We start from the raw sequence: 17,833 nt of genomic DNA on the forward strand, positions 1-17,833 counted from the left end.
GGAACAAGATGTTAAAAAAAATAAAAGTGGTGACCAGTTTAATCGCAGTCCTGGTCATCTTTGGCGCGCTCCAGTTAGTCGCTGGCAGCCTTTTCTGGTCAGCCCTCAACAAAGACAAAGAGTCCTTTGCGCTGTCGCAGGTCTCTAATCGCAATGTCACCGAGATGACTGACGCCTATATTTCACTGAACAACAGCCGTACCACGCTGAACCGCGGCATGCTGCGCTTACAGACCAGCATGGCCTCGCAGATGAACGGCGGTCAGCTTGATGAGCTGATCAACAAAGCCAATAAGCAGTTAGTGGAAGCCGAGCACCACTTTAAAATCTATTACCACCTGCCAACCACGGCAGGTCTTGACGAAACAATGGGCGATACGCTTGAAGCCGATTACGCTAACTACGAAAACGGCCTGAAGGCGATGGTAAAAAGTCTGCAGGCGCGTGACCTGGAAGGGATGTTCAAACAGAACATTGAGCAGAAACAGGTCGCGATGCAGGAGAGTTACAACAAATGGCGTGCGCGTCAGACCGAGCTTTCCGATCAGGGAATGGCGCAGAACCAGAAAGCCTTTAAACAGATGATGTGGCTGCTGGCCGCGATTGGTGTTGCGGTGCTTGCGGTGATTATTACCTGCTGGTTTGGCCTGCGGCAGGTGTTAATTCAGCCGCTGCAACAACTGCTGGCGCATATCCGATCTATCGCCTCCGGCGATTTGACCCAGCCGATTGTGGTTGAGGGGCGTAATGAGATGAGCCAGCTGGCAGCAGGCATCCATGAGATGCAGCAGTCGCTGGTGATGACGGTGGGGAATGTGCGTGACGGCTCTGATGCCATCTTTACCGGTGCCAGCGAAATCGCCGCCGGAAACAACGACCTGTCGGCCCGCACTGAAGAGCAGGCCGCTTCGCTGGAGCAGACCGCCGCCAGCATGGAGCAGCTCACCGCCACGGTGAAGCAGAATGCTGACAACGCCCGTCAGGCATCCCAGCTGGCGCTGACCGCCTCCGAAACCGCGCAGCAGGGCGGTAAAGTGGTGAATGGCGTGGTCACAACCATGAAAGAGATCGCCGGCAGCTCGAAGAAGATCGCGGACATTATCAGCGTGATCGACGGCATCGCCTTCCAGACCAACATCCTGGCGCTGAATGCGGCGGTTGAAGCGGCACGTGCCGGTGAACAGGGTCGCGGTTTTGCGGTAGTGGCCGGTGAAGTGCGCAGTCTGGCCCAGCGCAGCGCCCAGGCCGCGAAAGAGATTAAAGGCCTGATTGAAGACTCAGTGTCACGCGTCAACAGCGGTTCACTGCAGGTTGAAAGCGCCGGCAGCACCATGAATGAGATTGTGGGTGCCGTGACCCGCGTTACCGACATCATGGGTGAGATCGCCTCGGCTTCCGATGAGCAGAGCCGTGGTATTGAGCAGGTCGGTCTGGCCGTCACTGAAATGGATCGCGTGACCCAGCAGAACGCCTCGCTGGTTGAGGAGTCTGCCGCCGCGGCGGCCGCACTGGAGCAGCAGGCCAGCGTCCTGACCCAGGCCGTCTCCGTTTTCAAAATTTCCCGCGCCTGATTTTTCCCTCTTTCAACATGGCGGCGGCGCAAAGCCGTCGCCATGCATAAAGTTCCCCCCGTCTCCGCCGATAAATACACACGAATCGCCAACCAATGAGGTGTTTATGTTTAGTCGAGTACGAGTCGTCTCCGGCCTGCTGTGTGTGCTGGCGCTGTTTGCGCTGCTGCAGCTGTTTTCCGGCGGAATGTTTTTCAAAACTGTCAGTTCAGATAAAGAGAATTTTGCCTACAACCAGCGCCTGAATACTCTGCAACAGGCGATGGGCACCTCATGGGTTTCGCTGGTTCAGGCGCGTAACACCCTTAACCGCGCCGGTATCCGTTTTCTGCAGGATGCACAGATGTCGGGCTCAGGTGCCAGCGTGAAAGAGCTGGTCGCCCTGGCGGGTGAGGAGCTGAAGCAGGCTGAAGTCAGCTATCAGATATTCAACGATAACCTGTCAGAACAAGGCAAAACGGCCGAAAACGTCCGGGCGTTACAGGCGAACTACAAGGCCTATCACGATGCGCTGGCGGAACTGATGGTCTTCTTCACTGCCGGCAATTTCAAAGGTTTTGTGGATCAGCCGACCCAGAGCTACCAGGACAAGTTCCAGAAAGATTACAGCGAGTGGCTTGAGCACAATAAAGCGCTGTCTCAGCAGGGTGTGGAAGCCAACCAGCACGCGTATAACCGCTCCATCACTATTGTCATCGCCACGCTGGCAGTGACGTTACTGATGATTATCCTGGTGTGGAACGTGATGCGCTCGGTGCTGATCCGTCCGCTGCGTCAGAGTATTGAGCATATCCAGCACATCGCACGGGGCGACTTAACCCAGCCGGTTGAGATTAGCGTGCGTAACGAAATCGGTGAGTTACTGACTTCGCTGCAGCACATGCAGCAGGAGCTGGTCCGTACCGTGCGTACCGTACGAGACGGCTCTGATGCCATCTATACCGGTGCCAGCGAAATCTCCATCGGCAATAACGATCTCTCTTCGCGTACCGAACAGCAGGCCGCTTCGCTGGAGCAGACCGCTGCCAGCATGGAGCAGCTCACCGCGACCGTTAAGCAGAATGCCGAAAACGCCCGTCAGGCGTCCAAGCTGGCGCTGACCGCCTCTGAAACCGCGCAGCAGGGCGGTAAAGTGGTGGATGGCGTGGTCACCACCATGAAAGAAATTGCCGGCAGTTCCAAAAAGATTGCCGATATTACCAGTGTGATTGATGGCATCGCCTTCCAGACCAACATCCTGGCGCTGAATGCCGCCGTTGAAGCGGCGCGTGCCGGTGAACAGGGTCGCGGCTTTGCGGTCGTTGCCGGTGAAGTGCGCAGCCTGGCGCAGCGTAGCGCCCAGGCCGCCAAAGAGATTAAAGGTCTGATTGAAGATTCGGTTAGCCGCGTTAATACCGGCTCGGTGCTGGTAGAGAGCGCCGGTGACACCATGAGCAACATCGTCAGCGCGGTCACCCGCGTCACCGACATCATGGGTGAGATCGCCTCAGCGTCAGACGAGCAGAGCCGTGGCATTGACCAGGTGGGCCTTGCCGTGACCGAGATGGATCGCGTCACCCAGCAGAACGCCTCACTGGTCGAAGAGTCAGCGGCAGCGGCTGCAGCGCTCGAAGATCAGGCAAGTCACTTAAAACAAGCGGTATCAGTGTTCAATATTGGTAAAGAATTTGTCGCTCAGGCCGTTAACAAGACAACGGCGATGAAAACTCTCCAGTCAGATGCACCGTTAGCCGTTGGTCGTTCGCCTGCTATCCGCAGCGACGACAACTGGGAAACCTTTTAAACGCCCGTGGCCCGGCCGCCATTGAGCCGCCGGGCATCGCAGCAGACAAATAATGTATTGAGTTCGGGCCAGGTGCAGAGATGAAAAAATCGACAATTTTAGATCAAAATGAGACGACAACGCTGCTGTCGCAGATGGTGCAGCGTTTACCGCTCTCCGATACGCATTTTCGTCGTATCAGCCAGCTGATCTATCAGCGTGCCGGTATCGTACTGGCCGATCACAAGCGTGAGATGGTTTACAACCGTCTGGTTCGTCGCCTGCGTACGCTGAATATCGATGATTTCGGTCGCTACCTGGCGCTGCTGGAATCCGATCCGAACAGTGCCGAGTGGCAGGCGTTTATCAATGCCCTGACCACTAACCTGACCGCGTTCTTCCGCGAAGCGCATCACTTCCCGATTCTGGCGGAGCATGCACGTAAGCGACAGGGCAACTTCAGCGTCTGGAGTACCGCAGCCTCAACCGGCGAAGAGCCTTACTCCATCGCCATGACGCTGGCGGAAGCGCTGGGCACCGGACCGGGCAAGTTTCAGGTTCATGCCAGCGATATCGACACCCAGGTGCTGGAAAAAGCGGTGGCGGGTGTTTATCGCCAGGAGGAGCTGCGTACGCTGTCACCCGCACAAATGCAGCGCTACTTCCTGCGCGGCACCGGTCCTCATGCCGGTATGGTGCGGGCGCGTCCCGAGCTGACCAATATGGTCACTTACGCGCAGCTTAACCTGCTGGCCAATGACTGGGCGCTGCCGGGTCAGTTCGACGCTATTTTCTGTCGCAACGTGATGATCTATTTCGATAAAGAGACGCAGGAGAAGATTCTGCGTCGGTTTGTCCCGCTCCTGAAGCCGGGCGGCATTCTGTTCGCCGGTCATTCAGAAAACTTCAGTCAGATCAGTAAAGAGTTCTGGCTGCGCGGGCAAACCGTCTATGGACTGACGAAGGAAAGATGATGAGCAAAATCACCGTGATGTGCGTAGATGACTCTGCGCTGATGCGGCAGTTGATGACTGAAATCATTAACAGCCATCCGGATATGGAGATGGTCGCTACGGCGCCCGATCCGCTGGTCGCCCGCGATTTGATTAAGCAGTTCAATCCGCAGGTGCTGACGCTGGATGTGGAAATGCCGCGCATGGATGGCCTCGATTTCCTGGAAAAACTGATGCGGTTACGGCCAATGCCGGTGGTGATGGTTTCATCGCTGACCGGGAAAGGCTCTGAAATTACCCTGCGCGCGCTGGAGCTGGGAGCGGTGGATTTCGTCACCAAGCCACAGCTCGGTATCCGCGAAGGGATGCTGTCTTACAGTCAGATGATTGGCGACAAAATTCGTGCAGCCTCCCGTGCCCGACTGCACAACCGTGCAGCGATGCCGGTGCCGGCGACGCTGAAAGCGGGTCCGCTGCTGAGTAGTGAGAAGCTGATTGCGATTGGCTCCTCAACCGGCGGCACCGAGGCGATTCGCCATGTGCTGCAGCCGTTACCGGCGACCAGCCCGGCACTGCTGATTACCCAGCATATGCCGCCAGGCTTTACCCGCTCTTTTGCCGAGCGTCTGAACAAGCTGTGTCAGATCACGGTGAAGGAAGCTGAAGATGGTGAGCGTATTCTGCCGGGCCATGCCTACATCGCGCCAGGCGCAATGCACATGGAGCTGGCCCGAAGTGGCGCCAACTATGTGGTGAAACTGAATGAAGGGCCACCGGTTAACCGGCACAAACCCTCCGTGGATGTGCTGTTTAAATCGGTGGCAACTTACGCCGGACGAAATGCGGTGGGGGTGATCCTCACCGGCATGGGCAACGACGGTGCCGCCGGGATGCTGGAAATGCATCGGGCAGGCGCCTGGACTATCGCCCAGAACGAAGCCAGCTGTGTGGTATTTGGCATGCCGCGTGAGGCCATTGCCACAGGCGGCGTGAGCGAAGTCGTGGATTTAAGCAACATCAGCCAGCATATGCTGGCGAAAATTAGCGCCGGACAGGCATTGCGTATTTAATAGGCCCGTCCCGCCGGGCGAGACAACTCAGGAGTAGATATGGCTGATAAAAACATGCGCTTTTTGGTAGTAGACGACTTCAATACGATGCGTCGTATTGTGCGTAACCTGCTGAAAGAGCTGGGCTTCAATAACGTAGAAGAAGCGGAAGATGGTGTGGATGCCCTCGGCAAACTGAAAGCGGGTGGTTTCGACTTCGTGATTTCCGACTGGAACATGCCAAACATGGATGGCCTGCAGCTGCTGCAGACCATTCGTGCCGACGCGGCAATGAGTTCGCTGCCGGTGTTGATGGTGACCGCGGAAGCGAAGAAAGAGAACATTATCGCCGCCGCCCAGGCCGGTGCCAGCGGATATGTCGTGAAGCCATTCACTGCGGCAACCCTGGAAGAAAAGCTGGGTAAAATTTTCGAAAAACTGGGCATGTAAGGGGATGTGATGAGCGACTTTCCGAAACCAACTGAGGATGCCGCGGCACACGACATCATTTCACGTATTGGCTCTCTGACGCGCATGCTGCGCGACAGCCTGCGCGAGCTGGGGCTGGATAAAGCCATAGCCGATGCGGCTGAAGCCATTCCTGATGCCCGCGACCGTCTGGATTATGTTGTGCAGATGACGGCGCAGGCCGCCGACCGTGCGTTGAACTGTGTTGAAGCAGCACAACCCCATCAGGATAAGATGGAAGCCGGGGCAACCCAGCTGAAAGGGCGTTGGGATGAGTGGTTTGAGAACCCGATTGAACTGGGTGATGCGCGGGAGTTGGTGACGGATACGCGCGCATTCCTCACCGCTGTGCCAGAGCATACCGCCTTTACCAACAAGCAGCTGCTTGAAATCATGATGGCGCAGGATTTCCAGGACCTGACCGGTCAGGTGATCAAGCGCATGATGGATGTGATCCAGGAAATTGAGCGCCAGCTGTTAATGGTTCTGCTGGAGAATATGCCAGAAGTCAGCGCTGAGAAGCGTCAGGAAGGCACCAGCCTGCTGAACGGGCCGCAGATTCACGCCGATGCACCGGGCGTGGTGGCGAACCAGGATCAGGTTGATGACCTGCTGGACAGCTTAGGGTTCTAGGTTTCGTCCGCCTGCGGGCGGGCAAAACAGCTGCAGGTTATAATAAACAGGGTCACCTTCGGGTGGCCCCGTTCCGCATTGTCAGACCCATCCCCGAAAGAACGCCTGTTTTCTTCATCTTATCTCCGCTTTAACTTAAGCCAGATTTGGCATCCTATGCTCAGAATTCCTGCCAACCGAGGTTTGTCGTGGCTGAAGATAGCGACGAAGACAAAACAGAATCGCCCACGGCCCACCGACTTGAGAAAGCGCGTGAAGAGGGCCAGATTCCGCGTTCGCGCGAACTCACATCCGTACTGATGCTGCTGGCCGGCATCATGATCCTGTGGATGGGCGGCAACATGATGGCGCACCGGCTGGCGGCGATGGTCGCCACCGGACTCCGTTTTGATCACGGCATGGTCAGAGATGACAAAATTATCGTCAGCCACATCGGCAGCCTGATCACGCAGGCACTGATGGCGCTGCTGCCATTGATGGGCGGTCTGGTGCTGGTGGCAATCGCCGCGCCCATGCTGTTGGGCGGTATCGTTTTCAGCGGTAAATCGATCAAGTTCGACCTGAAGAAGATGAGCCCGATGGCTGGGTTCAAGCGAATGTTTGCGGCGCAGGCCTGGACCGAACTGTTTAAAGGCATCCTCAAGACCATCTTAGTAGGCTCGGTGGGCTGGTGGTACATCTGGAGCCACTGGCCCGAGATGCTGCGGCTGATCAGCGAAGCGCCCGTCACCGCGCTGATTCACGGCATGGAGATGATCGCGGTCTGCTGTTCACTGGTGATGCTGGGGCTGATCCCGATGGTCGGGTATGACGTCTTCTGGCAGCTACACAGCCACTTTAAAAAGCTGAAGATGTCGATGCAGGAGATCCGCGACGAGCATAAGCAGCAGGAAGGTGACCCGCACGTTAAAGGGCGCATCCGCCAGCAGATGCGTGCCGCAGCACGGCGCCGAATGATGGCGGATGTGCCGAAAGCCGATGTCATCGTCACCAACCCGACGCACTACTCGGTGGCACTGCAGTACAACGAGAAGAAGATGAGTGCGCCGAAAGTCGTGGCGAAAGGCGCAGGGGAGATCGCCCTGAGAATTCGTGAACTGGCTGCTGAACACCGCATCCCGGTTCTGGAAGCACCGCCGCTGGCGCGTGCGTTATACCGACATACTGAAATTGGTCAGCACATTCCCGGCGCGCTCTATGCCGCCGTGGCCGAGGTGCTGGCGTGGGTCTGGCAGTCGCGTCGCTGGAAGCGTGAAGGCGGCCTGATCCCAACCAAACCAAAAGACCTGCCGGTTCCGGCAGAGATGGACTTTGCAGGAGAGAGCAAAAACGATGGCTAATAACCTGGCCGCAAAACTACGTTTACCGGGCAACTTTAAAGATATGCAGTGGCAGGTGCTGGCCGGGCCGGTACTGATCCTGATGATCCTGTCGATGATGGTTCTGCCATTACCGCCGTTCATCCTCGATCTGCTGTTCACCTTTAACATTGCGCTATCAATCATGGTCCTGCTGGTGGCAATGTTCACCCAGCGAACCCTGGAGTTTGCGGCTTTCCCGACCATTCTGCTGTTCTCTACTTTGCTGCGTCTGGCGCTGAACGTGGCTTCAACCCGTATCATCCTGATGGAAGGGCATACGGGTGCCGCCGCGGCAGGACAGGTGGTTGAAGCGTTCGGTCACTTCCTGGTGGGCGGTAACTTCGCCATCGGTATCGTGGTGTTTATCATCCTCGTCATCATCAACTTTATGGTTATCACCAAAGGTGCTGGCCGTATCGCCGAAGTGGGCGCGCGCTTTGTGCTGGACGGGATGCCCGGTAAGCAGATGGCGATCGATGCCGACCTCAACGCCGGTCTGATCGGTGAAGATGACGCCAAACGCCGCCGTGCCGAAGTGACCCAGGAAGCGGACTTCTACGGTTCGATGGACGGTGCCAGTAAGTTCGTTCGTGGTGATGCCGTCGCCGGTATTATGATCATGGTGATCAACGTCATCGGCGGCCTGCTGGTGGGCGTGGTGCAGCACGGTATGGATGTGGGTCATGCCGCAGAGACCTATACGCTGCTGACCATCGGTGATGGTCTGGTCGCGCAGATCCCGGCCCTGGTTATCTCTACCGCAGCCGGTGTTATCGTGACGCGCGTTGCCACCGATCAGGATGTCGGCGAGCAGATGGTCACCCAGCTGTTCAAAGATCCGCGCGTGCTGATGCTGAGTGCCGGCGTGATTGGTCTGCTCGGTCTGGTGCCTGGCATGCCGAACTTCGTCTTCCTGCTGTTCACCGCCGCCTTACTGGGTCTGGCCTGGTGGCTGCGCGGCCGCGAAATGCAGCCGAAGAAGAAAGTGGAAGTCACGGGCGGCATCGCCAAAACGGCGGACACGCCAGCCGCCACCGAAGCGTCGTGGACCGATGTGCAGCTGGAAGATACGCTGGGCATGGAAGTGGGCTATCGCCTGATTCCGATGGTCGATCATCAGCAAAACGGTGAGCTGCTGGGACGTATCCGCAGTATCCGTAAGAAAGTCGCCCAGGATGTCGGTTTCCTGCCGCCAGTAGTGCATATCCGCGACAACATGGAGCTGCCACCGGCACGCTATCGCATCCTGATGAAAGGGGTGGAGATTGGCAGCGGTGATGCCTATCCTGGCCGCTGGATGGCGATTAACCCGGGCACGGCTGCCGGAAGTCTGCCAGGCGAAGCGACCGTTGATCCTGCCTTTGGACTGGCGGCGGTCTGGATTGATAGCGCGCTGAAAGAGCAGGCGCAGATTCAGGGCTTTACCGTAGTTGAAGCCAGTACCGTGGTGGCAACCCACCTGAACCATCTGATTGGCCAGTTCGCCAGCGAGCTGTTTGGCCGTCAGGAAGCGCAGCAGCTGCTGGATCGTGTGACTCAGGAGATGCCGAAGCTGACCGAAGATCTGGTGCCGGGTGTGATCTCGCTGACCACCCTGCACAAGGTACTGCAGAACCTGCTGGTGGAGCGGGTGTCGATTCGCGATATGCGCACTATTATCGAAACGCTGGCGGAACATGCGCCGGTGCAGAGCGATCCGCAGGAGCTGACCAGCGTGGTGCGTGTGGCGCTGGGCCGTGCGATTACTCAGCAGTGGTTCCCGGGTAATGATGAAGTGCAGGTTATCGGGCTCGATTCCACGCTGGAGCGCCTGCTGTTACAGGCGTTGCAGGGCGGTGGCGGACTGGAGCCGGGTCTGGCCGATCGGCTGTTAAGTCAGGCACAGGCGGCATTGCAACGTCAGGAGATGCTGGGCGCGCCGCCGGTGCTGCTGGTCAATCATCCGCTGCGTGCGCTGCTGGCGCGCTTCCTGCGCCGCAATCTGCCACAGCTGGTGGTGCTTTCTAATCTGGAGCTGAGCGACAACCGTCAGATCCGCATGACTGCCACCATCGGAGGAAAATAATGCGCTGGCTGGTGATGGCATTCGTGATGCTGCCACTGATGGCGCAGGCGGCCGGTGGTGCCTGGAGTGCTTCGGCCAATGGGCCGCTGCTGGCTAACCGCGGCAGCTGGCAACGGGCGCAGCCGCTGACGCCGCCCGCCGACATTGCCGGGGAGGTCAGCGTCGTTAACTGGCGTTATCAGCTGAGCAGACCGGCTCCGTCCGGCCTGCAGGTGCGGCTGTGCGGCGAACAGCGCTGCACTTCCCTGGAGGGGGCCAGCGGCACCACGCGCGGGCTGGCACATCTGAGCGCCGGTGAGACTTTGCACATGGTGTTTGGTTTTGCCGGAAGCGGGGCGCTGCCACCTGGATTGCGGGTGGTGAGCAGTGAAGTGATGGTCAATTACGAGTAAGGGTATTGTTGCTGAATTGACTAGCGCACCAACGCACAGTGCGCAAGTGCATAGTTTGTGTTCAGGCGTTAACCCCCTTCATTCCCTCCTCAGAGTAGCGACCGCCTTTAACTTCAATCTGCTGATGAACAGCGTTCAGCATCCCGATATCTTCCTCTTCCAGCTCGATATCCGCGGCCTGCGCGTTTTCAGTAAGGTAAGCGATCTGTTTGGTGCCTGGTATCGGCACAATTTTTTCATACTGTGCCAGTAGCCAGGCCAGCGCAATCTGCCCGGTGGTGGCGTGATATTTCTCAGCCAGTGGTGTCACCGCGTTAAGAAGCTGGAGATTGTGATCGATATTTTCCTGCTGGAAACGGTCATTATTTTTGCGGAAATCACCCTCGGCAAAATCGCTGTTTTTACGGTATTTACCCGTCAGGAATCCTCTGCCCAGCGGCGAATAGGGCACCAGTCCGATACCGAGCTTTTTCACCATAGGGAGAATCTCCTCTTCGATGTCACGCGTCCAGAGTGAATACTCCGTCTGCAGCGCGGCCAGCGGATGGATCGCCTGCGCCCGATTCAGCGTCGAAGCCGACGCTTCACACAGCCCAATCCGGGCGATCTTTCCCTCCTGCACCAGACGGCTGAGACACTGCATACTCTCCTCAATCGGTGTCGCCGGACTGATCCGGTGCAGATAAAAGAGATCGATACGCTCAACGCCCAGCCGTTTCAGTGATTCATGGCAGCAGCGGGTAATGTAGTCCGGCTGATTGTTGATGGTGCGGGCATAGGCCGCATCCGCCGTACGTTCAATGCCGCATTTGGTGGCAACGGTGAACTTCAGCCGTTCGGCCCGATTGAGCCCGGCAAGAAACTGACCTATCAACTGCTCGTTGTGACCGCGACCGTAAAGATCGGCGGTATCGATAAAGGTGATATCCAGATCGCGCAGCTGGCTGAGCAGTTGCAGGGAATGACGGTCATCGGTCTGACCATAAAATTCGCTAAGCCCCATCGCACCATAGCCGATTGCGCTGACGTCCAGACCCTGAGTTAACGTTCGCTTTTTCATTGTCGCTCCTCGTATGTGAGACGCGATTGTTTCACTCCGCGTGAAAGCAATGAATTGCTCTTTCCGTCATGCAAAAAAGGTATCAGGCGAATGAAAGGGCTTAAGACATACATCCGGCATGCCGACTCAGTAAGCTCTCAGCAACAGGCTGAGCGGGGATTAAGAAGTAAGAAGAGGGGGATGCTTCACTGCGTTTCAGCGATGCAGCATCATGCGGACTTTATCGCATCCCCGGGATCAGAGAGTTCTCTCAGCGCATTGAGAACCGCCTCATTTTTTTCATCGGCGCGAATCGCCGCGTAAACATCAATCGCCAGCGGCTGTGCCGCATCTTCTGTCAGCGGGCGATAACAGAGACCTGCCTGATTAAAGGTGCATTTTGACTGCGGCATCAGGGCGAATCCTTTTCCTCTGGCGATGTGCGACAGCATCAGCAGGGAATCGTCCGGCTCTCTCACCCGTTTCAGCGTGACGCTGAGTGTGGCGAAGTAGCGCTCGCATTTATCGTAAAACAGCGGATTGGCGCTGCGCGCAAACCAGAACAGCGGCAGATCGGCCAGCGCTTCCAGCGAGACCTGCTCCGCCACACTGGCAGGATGCGCCGACGGTATGGCAATCAGCAGCGGCTCACGGTAAACCCAGGCGTACTGAACGGTGTCTTCCGCATCCGACCCCTTTTCTCCGGTGAGTATTAAATCCAGGCTGTTTTTGGCCAGGCTTTGCAAAAGCTGAGGGGAGGTCAGGCGGGGCATCTCCATCTCATCGCTGGCATGAAAAGCGGCGAGCTGCCGGTTAAGTGGCGAAATCAGTTCAAAGTTCAGCGTGCGGGTCAGCCCGATGCGTAGCCGGGCCGCGGCGGGCTGCGCATCCTGCTTCAGGGCACTCAGCGCAGTCAGGATCGCTTCCGCCTTCGCGACCAGCGCACGGCCAGAATTGGTGAGCGTTACCTCATGGGTCGTGCGGCTGAACAGCGAGTGGCCCAGCAGATCTTCCAGACTCTGAATCTGACGGGTAAGCGGCGGTTGCGTCATGCTGAGACGTTCTGCGGCCCGGCGAAAATTAAGCTCGTGCGCAACAGCAAGGAAGCACTGTAACTGTTTTATCGTGGGAAGGTGGCTGCTGATGAGGTGCGCGGCTACAGACATAACACCATCCTGCTGCGAAGATTGGGGGATCAGAGCGGATATACGAATTCAGCAACGGAGAGGGAAACCCCTCTCCGTTTCAGAGATTACATGCGCTCGACGGTGTCGATGCCCAGCGTATCCAGACCCTGCTTCAGCGTCTTCGCGGTCAGCGCGGCCAGCTGCAGTCGGCTCAGACGGGTTGTGTCTGATTCTGCGGTGAGAATCGGGCAGTGCTCGTAGAATCCGGAGAACAGACCGGCCAGATCGTAGAGATAGGCACACATCACGTGTGGCGTGCCGTCACGAGCAACCTGCGTAATGACCTCTTCGAACTGCAGCAGACGGGTGGCCAGCTGCGCTTCACGCTCTTCGCTGATCACAATCTCCGCATCCAGCGAATCAACATCAATGCCCGCCTTGCGGAACACGGAGAGTACGCGGGTGTAGGCATACTGCATGTAAGGCGCGGTGTTGCCTTCGAACGCCAGCATGTTGTCCCAGTCGAAAATGTAATCGGTGGTACGGCTTTTTGACAGATCGGCGTATTTTACCGCGCTGATGCCAACCACTTCCGCCAGCGTTTTCACTTCCGCTTCGCTCATCTCCGGGTTCTTCTCACGCACCAGCGTGTAGGCACGCTGATAGGCTTCATCCAGCAGATCGGAAAGCTTGATGGTGCCGCCGCTGCGGGTTTTGAACGGACGGCCATCTTTGCCCAGCATCATGCCGAACGCATGGTGCTCCAGCGGCACTGATTCCGGCACATAACCCGCTTTACGGACGATAGTCCAGGCCTGAACCAGATGCTGATGCTGACGTGAGTCGATGTAATAGAGTACGCGATCGGCTTTCAGCGTTTCGTAACGATATTTCGCACAGGCGATATCGGTGGTGGTGTAGAGGTAGCCGCCATCCTTTTTCTGGATGATGACGCCCATCGGTTCACCCTCTTTGTTCTGGAATTCATCCAGGAACACCACGGTCGCACCTTCACTCTCTACCGCTAAGCCTTTCTGTTTCAGATCGGAGACGATGGCAGGCAGCATATCGTTATAGAGACTTTCACCCATAACATCGTTGCGCGTCAGGGTGACGTTCATGCGGTCATAGATTTTCTGGTTCTGACTCATGGTGATGTCGACCAGCTTCTTCCACATCTGGCGGCAATAGTCATCGCCGCCCTGTAGTTTCACCACATAACTGCGCGCGCGCTCGGCAAACTCAGGATCTTCATCATAGGTGCGTTTGGCTTCACGGTAGAAGCCTTCGAGATCGGCCAGCGCCATCTCAGCATGATCTTCATTCTGCTGTTTTTCCAGGAACGCGATCAGCATACCGAATTGCGTTCCCCAGTCGCCAACGTGGTTCGCTCGGATCACTTTATGGCCGAGAAACTCCAGCGTACGCACCGCCGCATCACCAATGATGGTGGAGCGGACGTGGCCCACATGCATCTCTTTCGCAACGTTAGGCGCAGAGTAGTCGACAACGATAGTCTGGGGTTCGGCCAGCTGCACGCCAAGGCGCGGCAGACGCAGCGCTTCCCGGGCATGGCTGGCCAGCCAGTTGTGGTCAAGGAAGATATTGATGAAGCCCGGCCCGGCAATTTCGACTTTGCTGGCGATGCCGGTCAGATCGAGGTGCTGAATCACCGTTTCCGCTAATTGTCGCGGTGCCTGTCCCAGCTTTTTCGCCACGGCCATAATGCCGTTGGCCTGATAGTCTCCAAACTGAACCCGGGCGGATTGACGAACCTGGGGTTCGCAATCGGCGGGTGCGCCGGCTAAAACCATTGCCTGACTGACTTTTGCGGAAAGAAGTGCCTGAATATTCACCGAGTTACCTTCATGTGCTGAGCAACGCCCGGACCAGAAAGCCGGGCTGTCATCATCTTGCCTGAGCGCATCGCGTCACGGAGAGGCAGAAACGGATGGGGCAGACAAAACGGAAAAAAATGAGGGGAAAAGTATACGTGAAATGTCAGTGGGCGTCAGCAGTTGGATGAAGCGGGGAAACAGAGCTGAATAAGATGTTTCCCTGAGGCATTAACGACGTCGCAGATGACGGCGTGGGTTCTTTACGCTTTTATCTTCACGCACCTTCCAATGGCGGGAGATTGCAAATCCCATCAGTGCGATCAGGACAGCGACAACGATGAGCATAGACATAGAGCCATTCCTTTTGGTTGTGTTAGGTCAAATTTATAGGAAGGCGGGGTGGGCTGCAATTGTTTGCCAGGTAAATGAGAGTTATCTTATTGTATTAAAGAAGTTGATAATAATCATATATTTAACATGCTTTCATCAAGGAACTCATGGTCCTAAACAGGAGATAAATCCGAAATGAAAGATGTTATTATAAGGATTAGCGTTAAATTTCGGGCCAAATAAGATGAATCTTATCATTATGTGATGCTCAGCACGCGGCGCGCCAAAAGCCAGGCGGGTTATAAATGCTAAACAAATTGAGAGGAACTGGGGTAGTGAAGAGATCTTTTCCGGCAGAATTGGATGATTTAAAGATAGATTTAGAACGTTTTGAAGAATCGTTGCAAAGTTTTGCGCAGCGGCTCGGTTTGCGTCTTACCGATCTGGAGATGGACCATATCGCGGTGCGTTGCCACCAGGACACGACGGCGATGCGCTGGCAGCAAGGTTTGCAGCAGATTGGCACGCAGTTTTCATCGGCGATGATCAACGGCAGGCAGATTTGCCTGTTTAAACTCCATGACCCGCTGTTTGTCGCAGGCAGGCAAATTGATGTGGTTGAACTGCCATGGCCGGGTGAAAAGCGTTATCGCCATGAAGGCTGGGAGCATATTGAGGTGGTGTTACGCGGCGATCATCAGACGCTGGGCGTGCGCGCGATGGCCTTGCTGTCAGATGAAGCGCTGACGCAGCCGGGTATTTCATTTAAAACCAGTTCACCGCAGGGGGAGAATGAGCGCCTGCCCAATCCGACCCTGGCGGTAACGGATGGGCAGACGACAATCAAGTTCCATCCGTGGCGACTGGAGGAGATTGTCGCCAGCGAACAGAACTAAAGGCGGGCGGCTAACGCACGCTTCAGGCGCGCAACGGCTTCGTCGAGCAGCGCGCGGGTACAGCCGAAATTGAGCCGGACAAACTGGTCATTGCCGAACTCACGTCCGGCGGTTAAGCCCAGCCCGTGCTTTTCAAAATAGAGGGCCGGGCTGGCCACACCCAGCGCGCTGGCGTCGATCCAGGCCAGGTAGGTCGCTTCCGGCGAGGCGAGTGACAGGCCGGCCATCTTATTGACCTGCGACACCAGCCAGTCACGGTTACTGCGCAGATAGGCATTCTGCGCATTCAGCCACGGCTCACCCTCGCGCCATGCTGCTGCTGCTGCCGTGAGTGCCAGAATATCAACATCCGGCACAATGCCGCGTCGTACCCGGTTAAAGCGCGCGCGCAGCCCGGCGTTGGGAATGATGGCGATGGAAGCTCCCAGACCGGCAATATTAAAGGACTTTGAGGGCGACATCAGCGTCACGCTACGCTGGGCTGCATCTTCGCTCAGTGAAGCAAAGGGTATGTGCTTAACGCCGGGTTCCAGCAGCAGATCGCTGTGGATCTCGTCGGAACAGACAATCAAATCGTGCTTCTGCGCAAATGCCAGCTGCGCCTGCAGTTCCTCGCGGCGATAGACGGTGCCGCCCGGATTCTGCGGGTTGCACAGCATTAACAGCCGCGCTTTATCGTCCAGCTGACCTTCCGGCGCATCCAGATCCAGCAGCCAGCGTCCCTCTTGCAGCGTCAGCGGCAGCGTGATCTGACCGCGCTCTGCCAGTTTTGCTGCACCGCGAAACGGCGGATAGATGGGTGTTGGCGTAATCGTCAGCTCGTCAGGCGCGGTGAAAGCGCGCACTGCCAGATTCAGACCGCTCACGACACCCGGCAAAACCACAATCCATTCCGGATTAACGTGCCACTGATAGCGTGAGGCGAGCCAGGCTATCGCGCTATCGATAAATTCATCAGGCGTGTCGCCATAGCCAAAAATCCCATGTTCGGCACGGGTTTTAATCGCATTGATGACGCAGTCAGGCGATCGGAAATCGGTGTCTGCCACCCACAACGGCAGAATGTCCTGGTCCGCATATTTGTTCCATTTAAGGCTATCGCTGTGACGACGGTCTATCCGTTGGTCGAAATTGAATGCCATAGTTAACTTTCCCGGTAAACTCATTCCAGCAGCCAGACTAACTGATGAATCTGCCTTGAACCAGAGTCATGTAAAGGAGAAGAGAATGACCACACTGGAAATTTGCTGCTATGGCGTGGATTGCGCTGTGACCGCACAACAGGCGGGCGCCGATCGGGTTGAACTCTGTGCCGCACCGCGTGAAGGCGGCCTGACCCCGTCAGCGGGGATGCTGAATGCCGCCCGGCAAGAAGTTTCGATTCCGGTTCATCCTATTGTCCGGCCACGTGGTGGCGATTTTTGTTACACCGCACGCGAATTTGAAGCGATGAAATCGGATGTGGCGTTAATCCGTGAACTTGGTTTTCCTGGTCTGGTAATTGGGATGCTGGATGAAGATGCTCACATTCATCATGGTCAGATGCGGCAGATTATGGCGCTGTGTGACGGGCTGGCCGTAACCTTTCATCGCGCCTTCGATCTCTGTCACAGCCCAAAGCGTGCGCTGGAAGAGCTGACGGATTTGGGAGTGGCGCGTATTCTGACATCCGGTCAGCAGCAGAGCGCTGAAAACGGAATTGCATTACTCAGGGAACTAAATGAGGCCAGCACCGGTCCTATCATTATGGCGGGTGCCGGGGTACGTCTCAGCAACCTGCAAAAGTTTCTCGACATGGGGATTGATGAAGTTCACAGCTCGGCCAGCCGCCTTGTCGCGTCGCCGATGCGCTACCGCAAAGCGGGGGTCTCCATGTGTTCAGAAGCCGAGACTGACGAGTTCAGCCGCTACTGTGTAGACGGCGATGTGGTTGAGGCGATGAAAAGCGTGATGCAGATGAGCACCGTTCGGGTCGCCTGAACCACAACAGATTTTGCCGCGCAGCACGCCGATCATTGACGTGGTGTTTGCAAGTACCAAACCCCAGTATCCTTGCTGGGGTTCTTTTTGTGTAACGCACACTCCTTACCAGCTAAATTGTTTTGCGCTTCTCTGGCAAGCTATTGATGTCAGAGAGATCTGAAATCTGGCTGCAGCGAAGTTATCACTCTTTCGCCTGGCTAGATAAAAATCACCTGCCCCATATTAATCATTACATGTCATCCAGGACTTTCAGGCGCGGCAGCAACGTAATCACCCGCTTTATTCGTTATGCTGATGCCGTGTCGCCTCTTCGGTCCTAAAAGGCTATGCAGGCTGAAATCTTCACAGATTGCCGCTGTTCATCAC

Annotated in this window: 16 protein-coding genes; 11 read left to right on the forward strand and 5 right to left on the reverse strand. The window is 56.5% G+C overall.

What is annotated here, in order from left to right; genetic code table 11:
* Positions 1-8: 8 nt before the first annotated feature.
* The 9 genes from ACR8BN_RS08080 (at position 9) to flhE (ending at position 10,254) form a co-directional block, all read left to right on the forward strand.
* On the forward strand, positions 9-1,571 hold the full coding sequence (locus tag ACR8BN_RS08080; protein ID WP_410009728.1) for a methyl-accepting chemotaxis protein: 1,563 nt from the start codon (positions 9-11) through the stop codon (positions 1,569-1,571).
* A gap of 106 nt (positions 1,572-1,677) precedes the next feature.
* Positions 1,678-3,354 carry a methyl-accepting chemotaxis protein gene (locus ACR8BN_RS08085; protein WP_434747503.1) on the forward strand — a complete coding sequence of 559 codons (1,677 nt, stop codon included), beginning with the start codon at positions 1,678-1,680 and terminating at the stop codon, positions 3,352-3,354.
* 80 nt (positions 3,355-3,434) lie between these two features.
* The gene (cheR, locus tag ACR8BN_RS08090) at positions 3,435-4,307 is read left to right on the forward strand and encodes a protein-glutamate O-methyltransferase CheR (RefSeq protein WP_010258551.1); all 873 of its coding nucleotides are present in this window, start codon (positions 3,435-3,437) and stop codon (positions 4,305-4,307) included.
* Entirely contained in the window at positions 4,307-5,356 is a 1,050-nt protein-coding gene (locus ACR8BN_RS08095) for a protein-glutamate methylesterase/protein-glutamine glutaminase (protein ID WP_010258555.1), read from the forward strand. The genes cheR and ACR8BN_RS08095 overlap by 1 nt, the downstream gene beginning before the upstream one ends.
* A gap of 39 nt (positions 5,357-5,395) precedes the next feature.
* On the forward strand, positions 5,396-5,785 hold the full coding sequence (gene cheY, locus ACR8BN_RS08100) for a chemotaxis response regulator CheY (RefSeq protein WP_010258559.1): 390 nt from the start codon (positions 5,396-5,398) through the stop codon (positions 5,783-5,785).
* A 9-nt stretch (positions 5,786-5,794) separates the two neighbouring features.
* Positions 5,795-6,436, forward strand: a complete 642-nt coding sequence (gene cheZ / locus ACR8BN_RS08105; protein ID WP_003849160.1) for a protein phosphatase CheZ — start codon at positions 5,795-5,797, stop codon at positions 6,434-6,436.
* A gap of 188 nt (positions 6,437-6,624) precedes the next feature.
* Positions 6,625-7,776, forward strand: a complete 1,152-nt coding sequence (flhB, locus tag ACR8BN_RS08110) for a flagellar biosynthesis protein FlhB (protein WP_031591448.1) — start codon at positions 6,625-6,627, stop codon at positions 7,774-7,776.
* A complete protein-coding gene (gene flhA, locus ACR8BN_RS08115) occupies positions 7,769-9,862 on the forward strand; it encodes a flagellar biosynthesis protein FlhA (protein WP_010670817.1) in 2,094 nt (697 codons plus the stop codon). The genes flhB and flhA overlap by 8 nt, the downstream gene beginning before the upstream one ends.
* Complete coding sequence (flhE, locus tag ACR8BN_RS08120; RefSeq protein WP_434747504.1) at positions 9,862-10,254, forward strand: flagellar protein FlhE; 393 nt, start codon at positions 9,862-9,864, stop codon at positions 10,252-10,254. The genes flhA and flhE overlap by 1 nt, the downstream gene beginning before the upstream one ends.
* 61 nt (positions 10,255-10,315) lie before the next feature.
* Here the strand turns inward: flhE and ACR8BN_RS08125 are convergent, their stop codons facing one another.
* The 4 genes from ACR8BN_RS08125 to ACR8BN_RS08140 form a co-directional block, all read right to left on the reverse strand.
* Positions 10,316-11,314, reverse strand: a complete 999-nt coding sequence (locus tag ACR8BN_RS08125; RefSeq protein WP_425028768.1) for an aldo/keto reductase — start codon at positions 11,312-11,314, stop codon at positions 10,316-10,318.
* Between the two features lie 209 nt (positions 11,315-11,523).
* Positions 11,524-12,459, reverse strand: a complete 936-nt coding sequence (locus ACR8BN_RS08130) for a LysR family transcriptional regulator (RefSeq protein ID WP_163636885.1) — start codon at positions 12,457-12,459, stop codon at positions 11,524-11,526.
* An 86-nt stretch (positions 12,460-12,545) separates the two neighbouring features.
* Complete coding sequence (gene argS, locus ACR8BN_RS08135; RefSeq protein ID WP_434747505.1) at positions 12,546-14,276, reverse strand: arginine--tRNA ligase; 1,731 nt, start codon at positions 14,274-14,276, stop codon at positions 12,546-12,548.
* A gap of 210 nt (positions 14,277-14,486) precedes the next feature.
* Positions 14,487-14,609 carry a hypothetical protein gene (locus ACR8BN_RS08140; protein WP_009089698.1) on the reverse strand — a complete coding sequence of 41 codons (123 nt, stop codon included), beginning with the start codon at positions 14,607-14,609 and terminating at the stop codon, positions 14,487-14,489.
* 284 nt (positions 14,610-14,893) lie between these two features.
* Here ACR8BN_RS08140 and ACR8BN_RS08145 point away from each other — a divergent pair, with 284 nt between their 5' ends.
* A complete protein-coding gene (locus ACR8BN_RS08145; RefSeq protein WP_423211198.1) occupies positions 14,894-15,484 on the forward strand; it encodes a VOC family protein in 591 nt (196 codons plus the stop codon).
* Here the strand turns inward: ACR8BN_RS08145 and ACR8BN_RS08150 are convergent.
* A complete protein-coding gene (locus tag ACR8BN_RS08150; protein WP_434747506.1) occupies positions 15,481-16,626 on the reverse strand; it encodes a MalY/PatB family protein in 1,146 nt (381 codons plus the stop codon). The genes ACR8BN_RS08145 and ACR8BN_RS08150 overlap by 4 nt on opposite strands.
* An 85-nt stretch (positions 16,627-16,711) precedes the next feature.
* On the opposite strand from ACR8BN_RS08150, the gene cutC reads away from it, so the two are divergent.
* Positions 16,712-17,464, forward strand: a complete 753-nt coding sequence (gene cutC, locus ACR8BN_RS08155) for a copper homeostasis protein CutC (RefSeq protein ID WP_010258601.1) — start codon at positions 16,712-16,714, stop codon at positions 17,462-17,464.
* Positions 17,465-17,833 lie beyond the last annotated feature (369 nt).

This window comes from Pantoea sp. Lu_F5_004 (genome assembly GCF_051136245.1).
Lineage (GTDB): Bacteria > Pseudomonadota > Gammaproteobacteria > Enterobacterales > Enterobacteriaceae > Pantoea > Pantoea agglomerans.